General features: G+C 74.5%; 16 protein-coding genes, 2 pseudogenes and 1 riboswitch. Of the genes and pseudogenes, 11 read left to right on the forward strand and 7 right to left on the reverse strand.

Going from position 1 to position 20,161, the window contains the following annotated elements; genetic code table 11:
* Positions 1-253 precede the first annotated feature (253 nt).
* Positions 254-661: a DUF4190 domain-containing protein gene (locus QC029_RS12820; RefSeq protein WP_279555749.1), complete on the reverse strand. Its 408-nt coding sequence runs from the start codon at positions 659-661 to the stop codon at positions 254-256.
* Positions 662-1,233: 572 nt separating this feature from the next.
* Here QC029_RS12820 and QC029_RS12825 point away from each other — a divergent pair.
* Both QC029_RS12825 and QC029_RS12830 read left to right on the forward strand, forming a co-directional pair.
* The gene (locus tag QC029_RS12825) at positions 1,234-3,210 is read left to right on the forward strand and encodes a M48 family metallopeptidase (RefSeq protein ID WP_279555750.1); all 1,977 of its coding nucleotides are present in this window, start codon (positions 1,234-1,236) and stop codon (positions 3,208-3,210) included.
* Between the two features lie 36 nt (positions 3,211-3,246).
* Positions 3,247-4,692 (forward strand): MFS transporter, encoded by a 1,446-nt coding sequence (locus QC029_RS12830; RefSeq protein WP_279555751.1) that lies wholly within the window; start codon positions 3,247-3,249, stop codon positions 4,690-4,692.
* Positions 4,693-4,755: 63 nt separating this feature from the next.
* On the opposite strand, the gene QC029_RS12835 is transcribed toward QC029_RS12830, so the two are convergent.
* On the reverse strand, positions 4,756-5,202 hold the full coding sequence (locus QC029_RS12835) for a DUF4190 domain-containing protein (RefSeq protein ID WP_279555752.1): 447 nt from the start codon (positions 5,200-5,202) through the stop codon (positions 4,756-4,758).
* Positions 5,203-5,574: 372 nt separating this feature from the next.
* Between QC029_RS12835 and QC029_RS12840 the strand changes: the two genes are divergently transcribed.
* The 7 genes from QC029_RS12840 to QC029_RS12870 all read left to right on the forward strand — a co-directional run bounded on the left by QC029_RS12840 (position 5,575) and on the right by QC029_RS12870 (position 13,028).
* The gene (locus QC029_RS12840) at positions 5,575-6,849 is read left to right on the forward strand and encodes a cytochrome P450 (protein WP_279555753.1); all 1,275 of its coding nucleotides are present in this window, start codon (positions 5,575-5,577) and stop codon (positions 6,847-6,849) included.
* 216 nt (positions 6,850-7,065) lie between these two features.
* A complete protein-coding gene (locus QC029_RS12845) occupies positions 7,066-8,043 on the forward strand; it encodes a transglycosylase family protein (protein WP_279555754.1) in 978 nt (325 codons plus the stop codon).
* A 231-nt stretch (positions 8,044-8,274) separates the two neighbouring features.
* Positions 8,275-8,451: riboswitch (cyclic di-AMP (ydaO/yuaA leader) on the forward strand.
* Between the two features lie 3 nt (positions 8,452-8,454).
* The gene (locus QC029_RS12850; protein WP_279555755.1) at positions 8,455-9,186 is read left to right on the forward strand and encodes a transglycosylase family protein; all 732 of its coding nucleotides are present in this window, start codon (positions 8,455-8,457) and stop codon (positions 9,184-9,186) included.
* A 265-nt stretch (positions 9,187-9,451) separates the two neighbouring features.
* Positions 9,452-10,741, forward strand: coding sequence for a phosphopyruvate hydratase (gene eno / locus QC029_RS12855; RefSeq protein WP_279555756.1), 1,290 nt, complete (start codon positions 9,452-9,454; stop codon positions 10,739-10,741).
* A gap of 205 nt (positions 10,742-10,946) precedes the next feature.
* Positions 10,947-11,468, forward strand: a complete 522-nt coding sequence (locus QC029_RS12860; RefSeq protein WP_279555757.1) for a septum formation initiator family protein — start codon at positions 10,947-10,949, stop codon at positions 11,466-11,468.
* 55 nt (positions 11,469-11,523) lie between these two features.
* Complete coding sequence (locus QC029_RS12865; protein ID WP_279555758.1) at positions 11,524-12,072, forward strand: DUF501 domain-containing protein; 549 nt, start codon at positions 11,524-11,526, stop codon at positions 12,070-12,072.
* The gene (locus QC029_RS12870; RefSeq protein ID WP_279555759.1) at positions 12,069-13,028 is read left to right on the forward strand and encodes a Ppx/GppA phosphatase family protein; all 960 of its coding nucleotides are present in this window, start codon (positions 12,069-12,071) and stop codon (positions 13,026-13,028) included. The genes QC029_RS12865 and QC029_RS12870 overlap by 4 nt, the downstream gene beginning before the upstream one ends.
* A 47-nt stretch (positions 13,029-13,075) precedes the next feature.
* Here the strand turns inward: QC029_RS12870 and QC029_RS12875 are convergent, their stop codons facing one another.
* The 4 genes and pseudogenes from QC029_RS12875 to QC029_RS12890 form a co-directional block, all read right to left on the reverse strand.
* On the reverse strand, positions 13,076-13,345 hold the full coding sequence (locus tag QC029_RS12875) for a type II toxin-antitoxin system RelE/ParE family toxin (RefSeq protein WP_279555760.1): 270 nt from the start codon (positions 13,343-13,345) through the stop codon (positions 13,076-13,078).
* Complete coding sequence (locus QC029_RS12880; RefSeq protein ID WP_030739901.1) at positions 13,342-13,614, reverse strand: type II toxin-antitoxin system Phd/YefM family antitoxin; 273 nt, start codon at positions 13,612-13,614, stop codon at positions 13,342-13,344. The genes QC029_RS12875 and QC029_RS12880 overlap by 4 nt, the downstream gene beginning before the upstream one ends.
* Before the next feature lie 166 nt (positions 13,615-13,780).
* Positions 13,781-14,057, reverse strand: a pseudogene (locus QC029_RS12885) (type II toxin-antitoxin system RelE/ParE family toxin); the annotation flags it as partial.
* Positions 14,054-14,131 (reverse strand): annotated as a pseudogene (locus QC029_RS12890) (prevent-host-death protein); the annotation flags it as partial. The pseudogenes QC029_RS12885 and QC029_RS12890, both read right to left, overlap by 4 nt.
* Before the next feature lie 457 nt (positions 14,132-14,588).
* Between QC029_RS12890 and QC029_RS12895 the strand changes: the two are divergent.
* Together QC029_RS12895 and QC029_RS12900 are read left to right on the forward strand one after the other, a co-directional pair.
* Positions 14,589-15,971: an NAD(P)/FAD-dependent oxidoreductase gene (locus QC029_RS12895; protein WP_279555761.1), complete on the forward strand. Its 1,383-nt coding sequence runs from the start codon at positions 14,589-14,591 to the stop codon at positions 15,969-15,971.
* A gap of 182 nt (positions 15,972-16,153) precedes the next feature.
* The gene (locus QC029_RS12900) at positions 16,154-17,458 is read left to right on the forward strand and encodes a cyclopropane-fatty-acyl-phospholipid synthase (protein ID WP_279555762.1); all 1,305 of its coding nucleotides are present in this window, start codon (positions 16,154-16,156) and stop codon (positions 17,456-17,458) included.
* A gap of 75 nt (positions 17,459-17,533) precedes the next feature.
* Here QC029_RS12900 and QC029_RS12905 read toward each other — a convergent pair whose 3' ends face one another.
* Positions 17,534-20,074 carry an ABC transporter permease gene (locus tag QC029_RS12905; protein WP_279555763.1) on the reverse strand — a complete coding sequence of 847 codons (2,541 nt, stop codon included), beginning with the start codon at positions 20,072-20,074 and terminating at the stop codon, positions 17,534-17,536.
* Positions 20,075-20,161: the final 87 nt, after the last annotated feature.

Below are 20,161 nucleotides of genomic sequence, written 5' to 3' on the forward strand. Positions count from 1 at the left end.
GCGGCGGCGTCCGCCGCCGCACCGCGACGGTGAGGCCGGCAGTTGCGTCAAGTGCGGCGAGTGCGTCGAAGGAGCCGACGGGCTGCCGTGCCGCCGGGCGCCGTGCCCGTCCGGGGCCTGGCCGTCGTTCCGTTCACGGCCGTCCGGGCCGGCCGCCCGACCGCGCCGGAGCGTCCGGGACGTACGTGGCCCCTGCGGCGTCCACGGACGCCGCAGGGGCCACGGTGCGCGTCGCGCGTCGTGCGCGCCCGGCTCAGCGCTGCTCGACCTCGTCGCGGAAGTCCCGCTCGCACTGCTGCTCCTCGGCGGTGCTGTTGGCGTTCCGCAGGCACTCCTCGAGGTTGTCGAACTCCTCGGAGTTCAGCAGGGAGACCCCGGCGGCGATGATGACGACGGACGCCACCAGCGCGAGACCGCCCGCGATGGCGCCGATCAGCGCCATCGCGCCGTTGGTCGCCTCGCCCTTCTTCGCGCGGCGGAAGCCGATGATGCCCAGGACGACGGCCACGATGCCCAGCAGTATGCCGCCGAGGACGGTCCAGAACAGCAGCAGGCCGATCACACCGACCACGAGGGCGGCGATGCCCAGCCCGTTGCGGGGCGGTCGTCCGGCCGGCCCCGGGGTGCCGGGGTAGCCCTGCGGCGAGGAGTACGAAGCCACTGCGGCGTCCTTTCGGTCGGATGAGCGGGGAGACGAACGCGTCGGTTCCGCCACGGGCCTCCGACCGCCCTGCCCGAACGGGGCATCGGTGGAGAAACCCGCTCTCCTGTGCTCATGTGGGAACGTGTCAACAGCCTTGTGTGCAAAATGTGTTGATCCGAGGACCGGCTTCCCGGCGACGGCCACCGCAAACGGATCCCTGGTCGGGCCCGCGCGGCGCCGGCCTCGCCCCCTCCCGCCCGCGGCGGCGCACAGGACGGCCCGCCCGCGGCCCCGGGGCACGGGGAGCACCCCGGGGCGGAGGCGGCCGGGCGCTCACCTCCGGCGTGCGCCGAGCGGGGCGATCCAGGGGACCGGTTCCGGACAATCCCGCGCGGCGTCGGCGCGCGGCCGGGCGGCGGCGATGCGCCGCGAGCGGGGACGGGACCCCGGCCGCCGGAGGCGTACGTGACCGAAAACCTTCCCGGAACCCCGCGCTCCGCCGTCTTCCGCCCGCGGTGGTGGAAAAACCGCTTCCGCCGCGCCGCCGCCGGGGACGATGACAGCGGAGGACCGTGCCGGAGGGGGAGGGGATGACGGCGACGTTGGGTGCCCTGCTGCGGACCGCGCTCGCACTGGTCCTGGTGGGCGGCTTCTACGCGGTGTCGTGGACGCTCGTGCTGCTCTACGCCGTCCTGTCGGCCGGGGTGGTGTGGGTGGTGGTGGTCGACGGCACGCGGCTGACCACGCCGGCGCCGCTGTACGCCATCGCCTTCGGCCTGCCGGCCGTGCTGGCGGTGCTGCGCGGTCTGTTCTCCGGCGGGCGCGCCCCGGTCGACCGCCGGGGCCGGGCGGTCACCCGCGGGCAGGCGCCGGAGCTGTGGGAGGCGGTCACCGGCCTGGCCCGGGCGGTGGGCGCGCCCGAGCCGACCGAGATCCGGCTGACGCTGGAGGCCAACGCGTCGGTCAGCGAGGAGACCCGCCTCGGACTGGGGGTCTCCGCGCGGCGCATGGAGATCGGCGTCCCGCTGCTGGCGGGGCTGCGCGAGGACGAGCTGCGGGCGGTCCTCTGCCACGAGCTGGGCCACTACGCGCGGCGGCACACCCGGTTCGCGGCGACCGCCCACCGGGGCTCGGCCGCCCTGCGCGCGGCGCGGACGGGCATCGCGGAGGCGGCGGGACGCAACGTCATGGTGGCGCTCTACTCCGGGCTCCAGGCCCGGCTGCTGGGGGCGTACGCGTGGCTGTTCGACGCCGTCACCTTCGGCGTGCGGCGGCGCCAGGAGTTCCAGGCGGACGCCGCCGCGGCGGCCGTCGCGGGGCGCGAGGCCACGGCGTCCGCCCTGACCGCCGTCCACGCCGTCGGCGCGGCCTGGGACGACTACCGGACCAGGCTGCTGGACCCCATGGTCGGACGCGGCCGGACGCCCGACGACCCGCTGCGCCCCTTCGCCCTGATGCTGGCCGACCCCGACTACGCCGAGGCGCTGGAGGAGTGGCGGCGGCGGATGCCGGAGCCGCCGCGCTCCCGCCTGGACTCCCACCCGCCGCTGAGCCGCCGCCTGGCCGTCCTCGCCCGCCGCCCGGACGCCCCGGCAGGATTCCCGCCGTCCGTCCCCGGCCGGGGACGGACGGCGGTGGAGGCGTACCTCCGGCTTCCCGAGGGCGTCTGGGGCTCCCTGCTGCGTCCGCTCCTCCCGGCCTCCGGGCCCCGCAGGCTCGGGCAGCCGTGGCAGGACTGGCTGGACGACGCCGCCGAGGCGCAGATGGTCCAGGCCGTCGAGGACCTGCGCGGCCCCCTCGCCCGGCTCGGCGGCCCGCCGGACCCCACCCTGGACGCCGTCCTGGACCTGCTGGAGGCCGGGCGCGGCGAGGAGCTGGCCGGAGCGCTGCACGACGCGGACTGGGGCACGGCCCAGTGGGGGCTGCCGGGATCGCCGGCGCAGGCGCTGGAGACCCTGACCGGCCAGGGGCTGTCCGCCGCCGGGCGGGCGGGGTGGAGTCCGCGCTGGACGGCGCCGAGCGCCCTGGTCGCCTACGACGACGAGGCCCGGGAGGCGGTGGAGCTGGCACGGGCGGCGGCGGCCGACCCCGGCGCCGTGCCGCTGCTGCGCGCCCGGCTCGTCCTGTGCGGCGTCAACACGGCGGCGGCGCTGGACCGCACCGGCCCGCTGGCCCGGCCGCCCGGCGGGCCCGACCCGTCCGCCGGGCCCGGCGGCGCGGAGCCCGGGGGACGGGCCGGCGACGTGGGGGCGAGGGTCGTCCTGGGGGTGGTCGCGACGGTGTTCGTGTGGAGCATGTTCACCGGCGACGACGGGACGGAGCGGCCCTCCTACCCCGGCACCCCGGTCACCCGGCTCACCCCGTACCCGCCGTACCCCTCGTACCCGACGTCCCCCTCGTACCCGTCGCGGCCGGCGTACCCGCCGCCGCTCCCCACCGGCCTGCCGACCCTCGCGCCCCTTCCGGCGCGGACGTGCGGGCCGGGGGAGATCTCCCTGGCGGGCGACTGCCTGCCGGTCGGGGACCTCGTCCGCACGCCCGCCTCCGGAATCCGGCCACCGGGCTGAGCCGGGCGGCCGGGCGGAGAGCCGCGGCTCCCTAGCATGGACGTCATGGCCAAGCGCCCGGCCGAAGCCGGTACCCAGGGGATATCCGCGGCGGGCCCGGCCCGGTCGCCGTGGCTGGTCGTGCTCGCCGCGTGCGCGGGCCAGTTCCTCGTCGTCCTCGACGTCTCCGTCGTCAACGTCGCGCTGCCGTCCATACGCGCCGGCCTGGAGATGGACGCCGAGGGGCTGCAGTGGGTCGTCAACACCTACACCCTGACGTTCGCCGGGTTCATGCTGCTGGGCGGGCGGGCCGGTGACCTCTTCGGGCGCAAGCGCGTGTTCCTGGCCGGACTCGGCCTGTTCACGGCCGCCAGCCTCGCGGGCGGCCTCGCCCAGGAGCCCTGGCAGCTGCTGGCCGCGCGGGCCGTGCAGGGGACGGGGGCCGCCGTCCTCGCCCCGTCCACCCTCACCCTGCTCACCACCTCCGTCCCCGAGGGACCGGCCCGCGCCCGGGCCGTCGGCACCTGGACGGCGGTGGGCGCCGGGGGCGGCGCGGCCGGCGGGTTCGTCGGCGGCGTGCTCACCGACGCGCTCTCCTGGCGCTGGGTGCTGCTGGTCAACGTGCCGATCGGCGTGCTCGTCCTCCTCGCGGTGGCCCTCCGGCTGTCGCCCGACCACCCCGCCGGGGGCGGCAGCCGCCTCGACGTGCCCGGCGCGGTGCTGGTCACGGGCGGGCTCGGCGCGGTGGCGTACGGGATCGTGCAGACGGAGGCCGCCGGCTGGACGGAGCCGGCCACGCTCGTGCCCCTGCTGGGCGGGCTGGCGCTGCTGGGGGCCTTCGTCGCGGTCGAGGCCCGTGCCGGGGCGCCGCTGATGCCGCTGCGCCTGTTCCGGCTGCCGTCGGTGTCGGCCGCCAACGCCGCGATGTTCGTCTGCGGCGCCGCGCTGGTCTCCTCCTGGTACTTCATGTCGTTGTACATGCAGAACGTGCTGCTCCTCACGCCCCTCCAGGCGGGCCTGGGCTTCCTGCCGCACTCGCTCAGCGTCGTCGCCGGATCCAAGTTCGCGCCCCGGCTGATGCACCGGGCCGGGGCCAGGAACACCGCCCTGGCGGGCGTGGCGCTGGCGACGGGCGGGTTCCTCTGGTTCAGCGCCGTGATGTCCGCCGACGGCGGCTACGCGGCCACGGTCATGGGGCCCGGGGTCGTCACGATGCTCGGCACCGGCCTGCTGGCCACCCCGCTGGCCTCCCTGGCCACCTCCGGCGCCCCGCACCGGGACGCGGGCGTGGTCTCGGCGATGGTGAACACCTCCCGCACCATGGGCGGCTCCCTGGGCCTGGCGGTGCTCTCCACCGTCGCCGCCTCCCGCATCGCCGGCGACGTCCCGGACACCCTCGCCCCGGGCTACGCCCTGGCCTTCCGCACCGGCGCGGCGGTCCTGGCGTGCTGCCTGCCGCTGATCGCGCTGACGCTGCCGGGGGAGGGCCGCCGCGGCGGGTGAGACGGCGGGCCCGGTCCGTTCACGGGGGCGCGCCGCCACCGGTGGCGCCTCACCGGTACCGCCTCACCAGTACCGGTCGCGCAGGTCCTCCACGCAGTCCTGGCGCTCGGAGGAGGTGTCCGCGTTCCGCATGCAGGCGCGGAAGTCGTCCACCTCGTCGGAGTTGAGGAAGGCCACGCCCGCGGCGATGACGGCGGCGGCGAGCACCAGGCCGACGAAGCCCGTGATCGCCCCGGTGAGGGCCATCCAGCCGTTGGTCGCCTCGCCCCGCCCGGCGCGGCGGTAGCCGACGACGCCGAACACGACCGCCAGCACTCCCGCGATCACGCCGAGGAGGGCGGTCCAGAACATCACCAGGGCGATCAGCCCGAGCACGAGGGCGGCGACCCCCATCCCGTCGCGGGGCCGCGCGGCGGGGGGCTCGGGAGGCGGCGGTTCGGGCTCCGGCTCCCCGTGGTAGTCCCCGTGGTAGCCCCAGTCCTGTGGAGGGGGAGAGGAGTATGAAGGCACTTTGCCCTCCTTCCGGAGGTATGGCCGTATACGTCCTTCCGCTGTACCCCTCCGGCCGACGGCCCATGCCGGGGCCGGAACGGAGCCGGTGGACCCTGTGCGGACCGGCCGGGCGGTGAGCGCCGGGCAGGCGCGACCGCGGTCCCCGCCCGTGCGGGACCGGCCGTCACCGGCCGCCGCGCAGGGCTCCCCGGGCCCCCGCCACGGGCGGCCGGCGGGCGCGTTAGCGTCGGGAGCGTGGACCACGAGAACGCCGACGCCGACCGCACCCCGCCCCAGCCCGCCGGGTCCCTCCCACCCGCGCCCGCCGCGTCTCGCCCACCCGCGCCCGCTGTGTCTCCCCCACCCATGCCCGCTGTGTCTCCCCCACCCATGCCCGCTGTGTCTCCCCCACCCATGCCCGCCGCGCCTCCCCCACCCATGCCCGCCCTGTTCACCCACGAATTCGCCACCGACCCCTACCCGGCGTACGCCTGGCTGCGCGAGCACGCGCCCGTGCACCGGACCGTGCTGCCCAGCGGGGTCGAGGCGTGGCTGGTGACGCGGTACGCCGACGCGCGCGAGACGCTGGCCGACCCCCGGCTGAGCAAGAACCCCGTCCACCACAGCGAGGCCGCGCACGGCAAGGGCAAGGTGGGGATCCCGGGGGAGCGCAGCGCGAACCTGATGACGCACCTGCTCAACATCGACCCGCCCGACCACACCCGGCTGCGCCGGCTGGTGTCCAAGGCGTTCACGCCGCGCCGCGTGGCGGCCTTCGAGCCGCGTGTGCGCGAGCTGGCCGACCGGCTCATCGACGGCTTCGCGGAGCGCGGGAGCGCCGACCTCATCCACGAGTTCGCGTTTCCGCTGCCCATCTACGCCATCTGCGACATGCTCGGCGTCCCGGCCGAGGACCAGGACGACTTCCGCGACTGGGCGGGCATGATGATCCGCCACGGCGGCGGCCCGAGGGGAGGGGTGGGCCGGGCGGTGAAGCGGATGCGCGCGTACCTGGCCGAGCTGATCCACCGCAAGCGCGGCGACCTGGGCGACGACCTGATCTCCGGACTGATCCGGGCGAGCGACCACGGCGAGCACCTGACGGAGAACGAGGCCGCGGCGATGGCGTTCATCCTCCTGTTCGCCGGTTTCGAGACCACCGTCAACCTCATCGGCAACGGCGTGTACGCGCTGCTGCGCGACCCCGGGCAGCGGCGGCTGCTCCAGGACGCGCTGGCGGCGGGCGACACCGGTCTGCTGCGGACCGGGGTGGAGGAACTGCTGCGCTACGACGGTCCGGTGGAGCTGGCGACCTGGCGGTTCGCCACCGAGCCGCTGGAGATCGGCGGGCAGCGGATCGGGACCGGGGACCCGGTGCTGGTGGTGCTGGCCGCCGCCGACCGCGATCCCTCGAGGTTCGACGACCCGGACACACTGGACCTCACGCGGAGTGACAACCAGCACCTCGGCTACGGCCACGGCATCCACTACTGCCTGGGAGCGCCGCTGGCCCGGCTGGAGGGGCGGACCGCCCTGGAGACCCTGCTGGGCCGCCTCCCTGACCTGCGGCTCGCGGCGGAACCTGCCGATTTGCGCTGGCGGGGCGGCCTCATCATGCGCGGACTGCGGGAGCTCCCGGTGGAGTTCGAACCGGTACGCGGGTGACACACAGTCACTTATGTGATCTACACGTGATCTACGCGACACTGGCTTGTGATGATCGGGCCGGTGACGCTACGTTCAGCCGTCAACCGCTCAACCCTGTTGGCTTTCCACGTACGAGAGGCCCCACACATGCTCTCCGGGAACGGTAGACACCGCCGCCCCCGCCAGGCTCCCGCCATCTTCGTCACGGCCGGAGTCACCGGTGCGGGAATCGCCATGCCCCTCCTCGGGGCCTCGGGCGCGCAGGCGGCCGACCTCGACACCTGGGACCGGGTCGCGCAGTGCGAGAGCGGCGGCCTGTGGAGCGCCGACACCGGCAACGGCTACTACGGCGGCCTCCAGCTCACCCAGGAGACCTGGGAGCGGTACGGCGGCACGGCGTACGCCAAGCGCCCCGACCTCGCCAGCCGCAGCCAGCAGATCGCGGTAGCCGAGAAGATCCTCGCCGACCAGGGGCCGGACGCCTGGCCCTCCTGCGGCGTCAACGCCGGGCTGCGCCACGACACCACCGGCGAGGCCCCGGCCATCGACCCGGACAACCTCCTGCCGGAGGAGGACGCGCAGGGCGGCGAGGGCGACCGGAGCGTCGGGGACGGCCTCCTGCCGACCGACGGCGCGCCGACCGGCGACGTGCCGGACGACGACGGCCGGGACTCCCCGGCCGCGGGGAAGGACGGCGGGACCGGCGGCGACGCGGAGGCCGGCGGCGCGGACGCCGAACCGGGCGCCGGCGCCGCCCCGAAGGCCGGGACCGGCGGCGGGGAGAGGGCCTCGGAGGACGCCCGCGGGGAGGACGTCCGCGCGGAGGACGGCGGGGACGACGCCTCCGGCGCCGAGGTGCCGGAGGGCACCGGAAAGCACCGCGGCGAGCGCGACCCGCGCGAGCTGGCGCCGGAGGAGCGGACGGGGGGTCAGCCGTCGGAGGGTCAGGAAGCCGTCGGCGGCGAGCGGTCCGAGGAGGCCGCCGACCGTGCCGGCCGGGCCGGCCGCTCCGCGCTGGCGAGGTCCGTGAGCGGACTGGGGGTCCGTGCGGCGGACGAGGGCTACCTCGTGCGGCCCGGGGACTCGCTCGTGACGATCGCCCGGGAGAACGAGGTGCGGGGCGGCTGGAGCGGGTTGTACGAGAGCAACAAGGACGTCGTGGGCGAGGATCCGGACCTGATCCTGCCGGGACAGGAGCTCACCCTCGGATGAGTGCGGACGGCTCTGCGGGATGACCCTCCCGGGCTACTGCGGCGTGTCCTTCCTATCCGGCCTAACGCCACTCGCCTGACCTGGGCGGTTCCACCCTTCCAGGCGTCAGGAAGGGTGAATGGGCGGTTTCTGACATGCTTTGAGGTGTATGCCCTGGTGTGCTTACCGTCGTGTCGCTCGCGACCGCGAGTGCCACCGACCGCAGCGCCGAATCCTGCCGGCGGCCGGTGGGTAGTCGTCGCGCCAGCGCCGATGGCAGGAGCGGGGGAACCAGGTAGGCGCCGCTCCGGACCGCAGGGTCCGGAACGGCTTGGGGTGAAGTCGCCCGGGACTCCGAGTCCCGGACGGCCGGGCTTGCTCACTGCCCGAACCCGACAGCTCACCTCGCAGGCGTCGGTGAGAGGGACGTCCATGCTGTTCACCGGCAAGGGTCACGACAGCCGTACCGCCAGAGCCGTTCGCGCGGCCGCCCTGACGGGCGCCGCGGGCGCCGCCATCGCCGTTCCGGTGGCGGGCGCGCCGGACGCGTCGGCCGCCTCCGTGGAGACCTGGGAGCGGGTGGCCCGGTGCGAGTCCGGCGGTGACTGGTCCATCAACACCGGCAACGGCTACTACGGCGGTCTGCAGTTCTCGCAGTCGAGCTGGGAGGCCGCCGGCGGCACCCGGTACGCACCGCGCGCCGACCTCGCCACCAGGGAGCAGCAGATCGCCGTGGCCGAGCGCCTGCTGGCCATGCAGGGCCCGCGCGCCTGGGCCTGCGCGGACGAGGGCGGCCTCACCGCCGGCGGCCCCCCGGCGCAGGTGGACCCGGACGGCGGCTCCGGCGCCACCGCCGGCCCCGGCGCCGGGCGGAAGCACTCCCCCCAGCCCCAGTCCCAGCCCCGATCCCAGTCCCAGGAGCAGTCCCAGGAGCAGTCCCAGGCCCAGTCGCAGGGGCGGTCGGCGTCCCCGGACGTCTCCGGCCGGGAGGGCGGCGACAGCCGGGACGGCGCCGAGACCGGCTACACCGTCAAGTCCGGCGACACGCTCCGCGCCATCGCCGCCGCCCACGGCACCACCTGGCAGCAGGTCTACGAGGACAACGCGGACGTCATCGGCGACGACCCCAACCTGATCTTCCCCGGCCAGCAGCTCAGGGTCTGATCCCCCGCTGCGCCCGTCCCGGCCCGCCCGGATCGTCACCCGGCGGCGCCGACCCGGTGCGGTGTGTCACCTCCCTCGGCGGAGGGCGCGCCGCACCGGGTTTATTCAATTTGGAAACAAACCGCTTCCGCCCCCTCTGAACTGGGATTTCACCACCCGTTCCGCCGTATGGCACGGGCTCTCGGCGAGGTGGCGTGCGCGGGCCGGATAGGCTCAGGGCACTGAGACCCGACACACACGCCCGACACACACGAAGGAGACCCTCGTGCCGTCCATCGACGTCGTAGTGGCCCGCGAGATCCTCGACTCGCGAGGCAACCCCACGGTCGAGGTCGAGGTCGGCCTCGACGACGGCAGCACCGGCCGTGCGGCCGTTCCGTCCGGCGCCTCGACCGGCGCCTTCGAGGCCCTTGAGCTGCGTGACGGAGACAAGAGCCGCTACGGCGGCAAGGGCGTCGAGAAGGCCGTCCTCGCCGTCATCGAGCAGATCGGCCCGGAGCTGGTCGGGTACGACGCCACCGAGCAGCGCCTGATCGACCAGGCGATGTTCGACCTGGACGCCACCCCGGACAAGTCCTCCCTCGGCGCCAACGCCATCCTCGGCGTCTCGCTGGCCGTCGCGCACGCCGCCTCCGAGGCGTCCGACCTGCCGCTCTTCCGCTACCTCGGCGGACCGAACGCGCACCTGCTGCCGGTCCCGATGATGAACATCCTCAACGGCGGCTCGCACGCCGACTCCAACGTGGACATCCAGGAGTTCATGATCGCGCCGATCGGCGCCGAGTCCTTCTCCGAGGCCCTGCGCTGGGGCACCGAGGTCTACCACACCCTCAAGAAGGTGCTGAAGGAGCGCGAGCTCTCCACCGGTCTGGGCGACGAGGGCGGCTTCGCCCCGAACCTCGGCTCCAACCGCGAGGCGCTCGACCTCATCCTGGAGGCGATCAGGCAGGCCGGCTACACCCCCGGCCAGGACATCGCCCTCGCCCTGGACGTCGCCGCCTCCGAGTTCCACAAGGACGGCCGCTACGTCTTCGAGGGCCAGGAGCGCACCGCCGCCCAGATGACCGACTACTACGCCGAGCTGGTCGAGGCGTACCCGCTGGTCTCCATCGAGGACCCGCTGTTCGAGGACGACTGGGAGGGCTGGAAGACCATCACCGAGCGCCTCGGCGACAAGGTCCAGCTCGTCGGCGACGACCTGTTCGTCACCAACCCCGAGCGCCTGGCCCGCGGCATCGAGGAGGGCGCCGGCAACGCCCTGCTGGTCAAGGTCAACCAGATCGGCTCCCTGACCGAGACCCTGGACGCCGTCGAGCTGGCCCAGCGCAACGGCTTCAAGTGCATGATGTCCCACCGCTCCGGCGAGACCGAGGACGTCACCATCGCCGACCTGGCCGTCGCCACCAACTGCGGCCAGATCAAGACCGGCGCCCCGGCCCGCTCCGAGCGCGTCGCCAAGTACAACCAGCTGCTGCGCATCGAGGAGATCCTCGACGACGCCGCGGTGTACGCCGGCCGCTCGGCGTTCCCGCGCTTCCGCTCCGCGGACCAGTAGGCACAGCCGCTCCGCGGCGGGTGCCGGCGGAGCCGCCGAGGCGGACCCGCCGGCACCCGCCGTACCCGCGTCCCCGTCGCCGTCCCGTACGGTGGCGGGGACGCGTCGGCGCACGGCGGCGGTGACGGCGGCGCACGGCGGTGCCGACGGTGATGACGGTGATGACGGCGCCGGCAGGGTGACGACAGGGCGACAGGGAGGCGAGGTGGCCGCGGACCGGGACCGGTTCTCCACCGCGACCAGGCTCAGGGCGCTGGGCACACAGGCGGCCGAGCGCGTCTACCGCGCCCAGAACCGCCGGATGCGCGCTCCCCGCCGCAGCCGGCTGACCGGCCGCGCCGCGCTGCTCGTCCTGGTGCTGTGCTCCCTCGTCGTGGCCCTCGCCTACCCGATGCGGCAGTACGTCTCGCAGCGCGCGGAGATCGACGAGCAGCGGCGCCTGGTCGAGGAGCTGCGCGGCCGTGTCGAGGACAGGCGCGACCAGAAGGCCCGCTGGCAGGACCCGGCCTACGTCGAGCGGATGATCCGCGAGCACCTGCTCTACGTGCGCCCCGGCGAGACCGGCTACACGCTCCCCGACGGCACGGCCGACACGGCCGACCGGACCGCCGACGGCGCGTCCCGCTCCCGGCGCACCACCGCCCCCGCCGACCGGGCCTGGTACCGGCACCTGTGGGACGGCGTGGACGCCGCGGACGCCGCCGGCCCCGCCGGCCGGCGCCCCTGAACCGCCCGCCGGGCCCCCGCGCCCGGCCCCGACACCCCTGAGGCATCCTGGGCCCATGGAAACGCCCCCGCCCCGCACCGAGCCCACCGCACCCACCGAAGCCGACGTCGAGGCCTTCAGGCAGCAGCTCGGCCGCCCGCCGCGCGGTCTGCGCGCCATCGCGCACCGCTGCCCCTGCGGACAGCCCGACGTGGTGGAGACGGCGCCGCGGCTGGAGGACGGCACGCCCTTCCCGACCACGTACTACCTCACCTGCCCCCGCGCGGCCTCCGCGATCGGCACGCTGGAGGCCGAGGGCGTGATGAGGGAGATGACCGAGCGGCTGGGGACCGACCCGGAGCTGGCCGCCGCGTACCGCCGGGCGCACGAGGACTACATCGCGCGCCGCGACGCCATCGAGGTGCTGGAGGGCTTCCCCAGCGCGGGCGGGATGCCCGACCGCGTGAAGTGCCTGCACGTCCTGGTGGCCCACTCCCTGGCCGCCGGACCCGGCGTCAACCCGCTGGGCGACGAGGCGATCGCCATGCTGCCGGAGTGGTGGCGCAAGGGAGCGTGCGTGAGCGCCGAGGGCGCCGGGAGCGCCGGCGAGGGGGACGCGGAATGACCAGGGTCGCCGCCATCGACTGCGGGACGAACTCCATCCGGCTGCTCGTCGCCGACCTCGACCCGGCCACCGGCGAGCTGACCGACCTGGACCGCCGCATGACCATCGTCCGCCTCGGCCAGGGCGTGGACCGCACCGGGCGGCTGGCCCCCGAGGCGCTGGAGCGCACCTTCGCGGCCTGCCGCGAGTACGCCGCCGTCGTCCGCGAGCACGGCGTCACCCCCGAGCGCATCCGCTTCGTCGCCACCTCCGCCTCGCGCGACGCCGAGAACCGGGACGACTTCGTGCGGGGGGTCGTGGACATCCTGGGCGTCGAGCCCGAGGTGATCACCGGCGACCAGGAGGCGGCGTTCTCCTTCACCGGCGCCACGAAGGAGCTGGCCGGGCGAGAGCACCTGCCGGGGCCGTACCTGGTGGTGGACATCGGCGGCGGCTCCACGGAGTTCGTGGTGGGCGAGGACGGGGTGCGGGCCGCCCGCAGCGTGGACATCGGCTGCGTACGCCTGACCGAGCGTCACCTCCTGCGCGACGGCGCCATCGCCGATCCCCCCGCCGCCGAGCAGGTCGCCGCGATGAGGGCCGACGTCGAGGCCGCCCTGGACCTCGCGGAGGAGACCGTCCCGCTGTCCGAGGCGCGGACGCTGGTGGGCCTGGCGGGCTCGGTCACCACCGTCGGCGCCATCGCGCTGGGGCTGCCCGAGTACGACTCGGCCGCCATCCACCACTCCCGGATCACCGCCGAGCGGGTCGCGGAGATCACCGGGCGCCTGCTGGCCGCCACCCACGACGAGCGGGCCGCGATCCCCGTGATGCACCCGGGCCGGGTGGACGTGATCGGCGCGGGCGCCCTCGTCCTCCAGGCGGTCATGGAGCGCACCGGGGCCCGGGAGGTCGTGGTCAGCGAGCACGACATCCTGGACGGGATCGCTCACAGCTGCGCCGCTGAGGGGCGCTGAGGCGCGCTGAGGGGCACTGTCAGGCGATGCCGGCACCGGGCGGGGCGTCAGAGGTTGCGGTGGACGTCCCGCCGGTCGCCCACCTTGACAACGAGGACGACGAGTTCACCATCGTTGATCTGATAGGCGACTCTGTAGCTTCCGACCCGGAGCCGGTAGAGGCCCGACGGGCCGGTGAGCTTCTTGACGTCGGCGTCCTGGCGGTACGGGTCGTCGCCGAGCGCGGTCAGCGCGGTCAGGATGCGCATGGCGTCGGGTCGGCTGACGGCCCGGAGCTGCCGCTGCGCCGCCGTGGTGAACCGGAAGGCGTACTTCACGCCGCGTCGCCGTTCTGTTCGGTGAACAGGTCCGCCAGCAGTTCCGCCATCGTCACGGTGGGGCCGCCCTCGGCCAGGACCGCTTCGGCTTCGCGCGCCAGCATGACGTCGGCCGCTTCCTCCAGGGCTTCGAAGTCTGCGATCGGGACCACGGCCGCCACCGGGGCGCCGTTGCGCGTGATGACGGTCGGGACACCTTCCTCGGCCCGGTTGATGTGATCGGCGAGGTGCGCGCGGGCTTCCCGTACGGTCACGGTGTTCTCAGTCATGGAGCCAGTGTACGCACCTGCGTGTACACAACGCGTGTTCAGGAGGAATCGCGTTCGTGCGCGATCCTCGGCGGGATCGCCTGGAGCGTGGTGTCCGCCCCGCGCTGACGGGCGGATCCGGGAACGCGCGCCGGTGGCGGGGCGCCGGGGCGGGGCGCTGCGGAGTGCGGTGGACGTTCCGCCGGCCGCCCACCTCGACGACGGGGACGACGAGTTCGCCGCCGTCGATCCGGCAGGCGACCCGGTGGCTTCCGACCCGGAGACGGTGGGGACCCGGCGGGCGGCGAGCTTCCCGACGTCGGCGCCCTCGCGGTACGGGTCGTCCCCGGGCACGGTCGGTGCGGTCAGTGCGGTCAGTGCGGTCAGGACGCGCATGGCGTCGGGTCGGCTGACGGCCCGGAGCTGCCGCTGCGCCGCCGGGTGAACCGGAAGGCGTACTTCACGCCGCGTCGCCGCCCCGCTCCGTGAACAGGTCCGCCGGCAGTCCGGCCATCGTCACGGTGGGGCCGCCCTCGGCCGTGTCCGCACGGGTGCCGGTGAGTCGCGTCCGCGGGGTGTCCGGGCGGGGCCGTCAGGAGAGCGGCCGAACGGGCGCAGAAGCCGCGGCGAGGCGCTCCGCCGGGGCCCTGCCGGGACCCCGCCGGAAAAGTTCGTGAAGTTCTTCACAAGGAAAAGCCCGAGAGAGGGCCATGTTACGTGTCAGTAGCGGCGATTCCGGGGCTCCACCGCCCGGAAGGGCCCGTTTCGGGGGTGTCGGGGCGCCGCCCCCCGCCGTGTCCGCGGTGTTTCCGGCCGATGCCCCCGGGAAGCGACGCCGCAGCTCACAGCAGGTGCGCAGCGCACTGTGAGCTGCGGCTGTCCCCGATCCCGGACGCGGTGACGATCACGGGGCGGCGGAGTGTAGCAGAGACCCGTAAGGTGCTTGTGAAGACCCTCACGAGCCCCCACCCGAACGGCGGGGGATACTCGATGGCATGAGCACCACGGAGCGTCCGCGAATCCTCGTAGTGGGTGGCGGGTACGTCGGTATGTACGCAGCGCGCCGCATCCTGAAGAAGATGCGGTACGGCGAGGCGACCGTCACCGTCGTCGACCCGCGCTCGTACATGACGTACCAGCCCTTCCTGCCGGAAGCAGCCGCCGGCTCCATCTCCCCGCGCCACGTCGTCGTCCCGCTGCGACGCGTGCTGCCCAAGGCGGAGGTACTGACCGGGCGCGTCACCGGCATCGACCAGGATCGGAAGGTCGCCACGGTCTCGCCGCTGGTCGGCGACGCCTACGAGCTGCCCTTCGACTACCTAGTCGTCGCCCTCGGCGCCGTCTCCAGGACCTTCCCGATCCCCGGCCTGGCCGAGAACGGCATCGGCATGAAGGGCGTCGAGGAGGCCATCGGCCTGCGCAACCACGTCCTGGAGCAGCTCGACAAGGCCGACTCCACGAACGACGAGGAGGTCCGCCGCCGGGCGCTCACCTTCGTCTTCGTCGGCGGCGGCTTCGCCGGCGCCGAGACCATCGGCGAGGTCGAGGACATGGCGCGCGACGCGGCCAGGTACTACTCCAACGTCCGCCGCGAGGACATGCGCTTCATCCTCGTCGACGCCGCGGACAAGATCCTCCCCGAGGTCGGCCCCGAGCTCGGCAAGTGGGGTCTGGAACACCTCCAGAAGCGCGGCGTGGAGGTCTACCTGTCCACGTCGATGGACTCCTGCGTCGACGGCCACGTGGTGCTCAAGAACGGCCTCGAGGTGGACTCCGACACCATCGTGTGGACCGCCGGCGTGAAGCCGAACCCGGCGCTGGCCCGCTACGGCCTGCCGCTGGGCCCCCGCGGCCACGTGGACACCGAGGCGACGCTCCAGGTCAAGGGCACCGACTACGTCTGGGCCGCGGGCGACAACGCCCAGGTCCCGGACCTCGTCGGCCGCGCCGCGGGCAACGAGAACGCCTGGTGCCCGCCGAACGCCCAGCACGCGCTGCGCCAGGCCAAGGTGCTCGGCGACAACGTGGTGTCGGGCATGCGGGGCTTCCCGCAGTCCGAGTACAAGCACGCCAACAAGGGCGCCGTCGCCGGCCTCGGCCTCCACAAGGGCGTCGCGATGATCGTCCTCGGCAAGAAGGTGAAGCTGAAGCTCAAGGGCCGGCTCGCCTGGTACATGCACCGCGGCTACCACGGCCTGGCGGTGCCGACCTGGAACCGCAAGATCCGGGTCTTCGCGGACTGGACGCTCGCGATGTTCCTCAAGCGCGAGGTCGTCTCGCTCGGCGCGGTGGAGAACCCCCGCGAGGAGTTCTACGAGGCGGCGGCTCCGGTCGCGGCGGCGGCCGGGGAGTCCAGGCCGAAGGCCAAGGCCTCCTGACCGCACGCCGGTCGCGGGCGCCCCTTCGGCGTTCCCGCCCCGTGCGGCCCCCCGTGCGCCGTCCCGCGCGGGGCGTGCCGGAGGCGCGGCGGCGCGACGGGTGTGGCGGACGGGGCGGACGGGGGTAGCTCTGGTGTCGGAGAACAGCAGACGGCCCATCGGCTCAGCGGAAGGCGGGCGCCATGGCACAAGCCGCAGCACGACTCGTCAGATCTGTGGAGAGAGCACTGGGAACACCCCTGCCCGTGAGGGTGCGGGCGTGGGACGGCAGCGAGGCCGGACCGCCCGGGGCGCCCACCGTCGTCGTACGCCACCGGCGCGCGCTGCGGCGGCTGCTGTGGAAGCCGGGCGAACTGGGGCTGGCCCGCGCCTGGGTGGCCGGGGAGCTCGACATCGAGGGGGACCTGTACGCGGCCCTGGAGCGGCTCGCCGGGCCGGTGTGGGAGCGGGACGCCGACACCCCCGCCCCCGCCCTCGCCGACCGGCTCCGGCTCGGCCGCGAACTCCTCGCCCTGGCCGGCCCGCTGCCCCCGCCGCCCCCGCCGCGCGAGGAGGTGCGCGGCCGCACCGGGCTGCGCCACACCCTCCACCGCGACCGGCGCGCCATCAGCCACCACTACGACGTCGGCAACGACTTCTACGCCCTGGTGCTGGGCCCGTCCATGGTCTACTCGTGCGCCTACTGGGACGGCGGCGGCAGCGACGGTGACGGCGGCGCGACCACCACCCTGGAGGAGGCCCAGGAGGCCAAACTCGACCTGGTCTGCCGCAAGCTGGCGCTGCGGCCCGGCATGCGGCTGCTGGACGTCGGCTGCGGCTGGGGCTCGCTGGTGCTGCACGCGGCCCGCGAGTACGGGGTCCGGGCGGTCGGCGTCACGCTCTCGCGCGAGCAGGCCACGTACGCCCGCAAGCGCGTCGCCGAGGCCGGGCTCGCCGACCGGATCGACATCCGCGTCCAGGACTACCGCCGCGTCGACGACGGCCCCTACGACGCGATCGCCTCGGTCGGCATGGCCGAGCACGTCGGCGCGGCGCGCTACCGGCGGTACGCCGACTCCCTGTACACCCTGCTGCGGCCCGGCGGCCGGCTGCTCAACCACCAGATCGCCCGGCGCCCCGAGCCGGACGAGGAGGCGTACGAGACCGACCCCTTCATCGACGCCTACGTCTTCCCCGACGGCGAGCTGGCCCCGGTCGGCCGCACCGTCACGATCCTGGAGGAGGCCGGGTTCGAGGTGCGCGACCTGGAGTCGCTCCGGGAGCACTACGCGCTGACGCTGCGCCGCTGGGTGGCCAACCTGGAGGCCGACCCCGCGCGGGCCGCCCGGCTGGCCGGGCCGGGACGGGCCCGGGTGTGGCGGCTGTACATGGCGGCCAGCGCGCTGGCCTTCGAGCGCAACCGCATCGGCGTCAACCAGGTCCTGGCGGTGCGCACGCCGGACAGCGGGGCCTCCGGGCTCCCGCTGCGCACCCGCGACTGGCGCTGAGCGGACGCGCCCGGGGACGGGACGGGGCCCGGACCGCTCGGCGGCCTGGGCCCCGTCCCGCGGGGGCGTGCCGGGTCACTCGGTCTTGATCGCCTCCAGCATGTTCAGCCTCGCGGCCCGCCGCGCCGGCCACAGCGCCGCCAGCACGCCCACCAGCGCGGCCAGGGCGAGGAAGACGCCCATCCGGCCCCAGGGCAGCACCAGTTCGTAGGTGGACAGCGACGCGGAGATCAGTTCGCCGGCCGCCCAGCCGAAGAAGACGCCCAGGCCGACGCCGAGCACTCCGCCGAACAGGGAGATCACCAGGGACTCCAGGCGGATCATCCGCTTGGTGCCGCGCCGGTCCAGGCCGATCGCCCGCAGCATCCCTATCTCCTGCGACCGCTCGAAGACCGACATGGCCAGGGTGTTGACCACCCCGAGCACCGCGACGACCACGGCCATGGCCAGCAGCCCGTAGAGCATGTTCAGCATCAGCGTGATCATCTGGGCGACGGACTCGGAGACGTCCTCCTTGTCCTGGACGAGGACGGCCGGGTTGTTGCCGAGGGCGTCCTCCAGGGCGGACTTCGTCGACTCGCTCGGCCCGCCCTCGGTGGCCACCATCACCTGCATGCTGGTGGCCTTCTCCAGGTGCGGGTCGAGGACGGCGGTGTCGAGCATGACGCCGGTCATCATCTCGTTGTCCCGGTACAGGCCCCCGACGGTCAGCTCGCCGCGCTCGCCGTCCTCGTAGAGCACCTCGAGGACCGAGCCGGTCCTCCAGCCGTGCGCCTTCGCGGTGCCGGTGTCCACGATGACGCTCTCGCCGCCCAGGTCCGCGAAGGAGCCCTGGACGAAGTCGAGTTCGACCAGCTTGCCGAAGTCCTCGCCGTCGACGCCGGTCAGGGGCATGTAGTCGCCGCCGACGCGGGAGGGGGAGTGGCGCATCGGGCTGACGGCCGTGACCCCGTCCTGCTCGGCCAGCGTCCGCTCGATCTCCGGCGACAGGGGGAGGTAGTTGGCCATCGAGACCACGTAGTCGGCCCTGAGCGACTCCGTGGCCATCTTGTCGATGCCCTTCTGGACGCTGCTCGCTATCACGGTCAGGCCGGTGATCAGGGTGAGGCCGATCATCAGCGCGGCGGCGGTGGCGGCGGTGCGGCGCGGATTGCGCACGGCGTTGAGGCGCGCCAGCTTCCCCGACACGCCGAACGCGCGCATCACGGGCGAGGCCAGCGCGATCACCGGGCGCGACAGCAGCGGCGTCAGCACGAACACGCCGATCACCAGCAGCCCGGCGCCCGCGCTCATCGGCAGCTTGCCGTCGTCCATGCCGGTGGCGGCCAGCACCAGCGCGGCCCCGGCGCCGGCCAGGACCGCGCCGATGGTGTTGCGCACGACCAGGCCGCGGACGGTGGCGGGCGCGTGCACGCTGCCCATCGCGGCGACCGGCGGCACCTTCGCGGCGCGACGGGCGGGCAGCCAGGCCGCGAGCACGGTGACGACGACGCCCACGACCAGCGAGGCGGCGACGGCGGCCGGGGTGACCACCAGCGGGCCGTCCGGCACGGTGGCGCCGAAGGTCCCCATCATCGAGCGCAGCCCCGCGCCGATCCCGATGCCCGCCAGCAGGCCGATGCCCGCGGCGATCGCGCCGACGACCAGGGCCTCCACCAGCACCGAGCGGGTCACCTGGCGGCGGCCGGCGCCGACCGCGCGCAGCAGCGCCAGCTCCCTGGTGCGCTGGGCGACCAGCATGGTGAAGGTGTTGGCGATGATGAAGACGCCGACGAAGAGCGAGATCCCGGCGAACACCAGCAGCCCGGTGCGCATGCCCTCCATCTCCGCCTCGATCATCCTCGCCTGGTCGTCGGCGAGCGTCTGCCCGGTGACGGCCTCGGCCTGCTCGGGCAGGATCCCCTCGACGCTCCTCTTCAGCTCCCGCTGGTCCACGCCGCCGGAGGCCGTCAGGACGATCTCGCTGTACCGGCCGGGCTGGGAGAACAGCTCCTGCGCGGTGGCGGTGTCGAACAGCACCAGGGTGCCGCCGGCGGCGACGTCGCCGTCGTCGGTGTCGAAGACGCCGGTGACCTTCTCCTCGCGGACCGGGCCGCTGACGGACAGCCGTACCGTGTCGCCGACTCCGTAGCCGGTGCGCTCGGCGGTCCTGGAGTCCAGCGCGACCTCGCCGGAGCCGCGGGGGGCCCGGCCGTCGCGCAGGTCGTAGCGGGGGTCCTCGCCCGATCCGTCCGGGCCGGTGTAGTAGTTGCCGCCCCGGGTCGACCAGCCCTGGCCGACCAGCCCGCCGTCCTTGCCGGCGAGGGCGGCGAAGCCGGAGACGGCTCCGGTGGCGTGCTCGACGCCCGGCAGTTCCCGCGTCCGCTCCAGCAGTTCGCGGGGGAGGTCGGAGGGGCCGCCGGGGTCGGCGTCGGGGCCGTCGCCGGAGGAGCCGGGGCGGACGACCACGTCGACGCCCTCGAAGCCCTTGGCGGAACTCTTCTCGAAGGCGGCGGAGAGGGTGGAGGTGAAGACCAGGGTGCCGGCGACGAACGCCACGCCGAGCATGACGGCGAGCGTGGTCATCAGCAGTCTGGCCTTGTGCGCCAGCACGTTGCGCAGGGCGGTACGGAACATGGGGTCTCGTGATCCTGGGATAGGGGTTCGGCGCGGCGAACACGCCGTGGGGGCGCCGCGGGAACGCGGCGGGAGGAGGCGCCTGGC

It is taken from the genome of Streptomyces sp. DH37, assembly GCF_029813835.1.
Taxonomy (GTDB): Bacteria; Actinomycetota; Actinomycetes; order Streptomycetales; family Streptomycetaceae; genus Streptomyces.

Coding starts and splice junctions, on each gene's coding strand:
- QC029_RS12825 (WP_279555750.1), top strand. CDS start 1,234: ATGACGGCGACGTTGGGTGCCCTGCTGCGGACCGCGCTCGCACTGGTC.
- QC029_RS12880 (WP_030739901.1), bottom strand. CDS start 13,614: ATGACTGAGAACACCGTGACCGTACGGGAAGCCCGCGCGCACCTCGCC.
- QC029_RS12895 (WP_279555761.1), top strand. CDS start 14,589: ATGAGCACCACGGAGCGTCCGCGAATCCTCGTAGTGGGTGGCGGGTAC.
- QC029_RS12905 (WP_279555763.1), bottom strand. CDS start 20,074: ATGTTCCGTACCGCCCTGCGCAACGTGCTGGCGCACAAGGCCAGACTG.
- QC029_RS12840 (WP_279555753.1), top strand. CDS start 5,575: ATGCCCGCTGTGTCTCCCCCACCCATGCCCGCCGCGCCTCCCCCACCC.
- QC029_RS12830 (WP_279555751.1), top strand. CDS start 3,247: ATGGACGTCATGGCCAAGCGCCCGGCCGAAGCCGGTACCCAGGGGATA.
- QC029_RS12845 (WP_279555754.1), top strand. CDS start 7,066: ATGCCCCTCCTCGGGGCCTCGGGCGCGCAGGCGGCCGACCTCGACACC.
- QC029_RS12850 (WP_279555755.1), top strand. CDS start 8,455: ATGCTGTTCACCGGCAAGGGTCACGACAGCCGTACCGCCAGAGCCGTT.
- QC029_RS12900 (WP_279555762.1), top strand. CDS start 16,154: ATGGCACAAGCCGCAGCACGACTCGTCAGATCTGTGGAGAGAGCACTG.
- QC029_RS12870 (WP_279555759.1), top strand. CDS start 12,069: ATGACCAGGGTCGCCGCCATCGACTGCGGGACGAACTCCATCCGGCTG.
- QC029_RS12865 (WP_279555758.1), top strand. CDS start 11,524: ATGGAAACGCCCCCGCCCCGCACCGAGCCCACCGCACCCACCGAAGCC.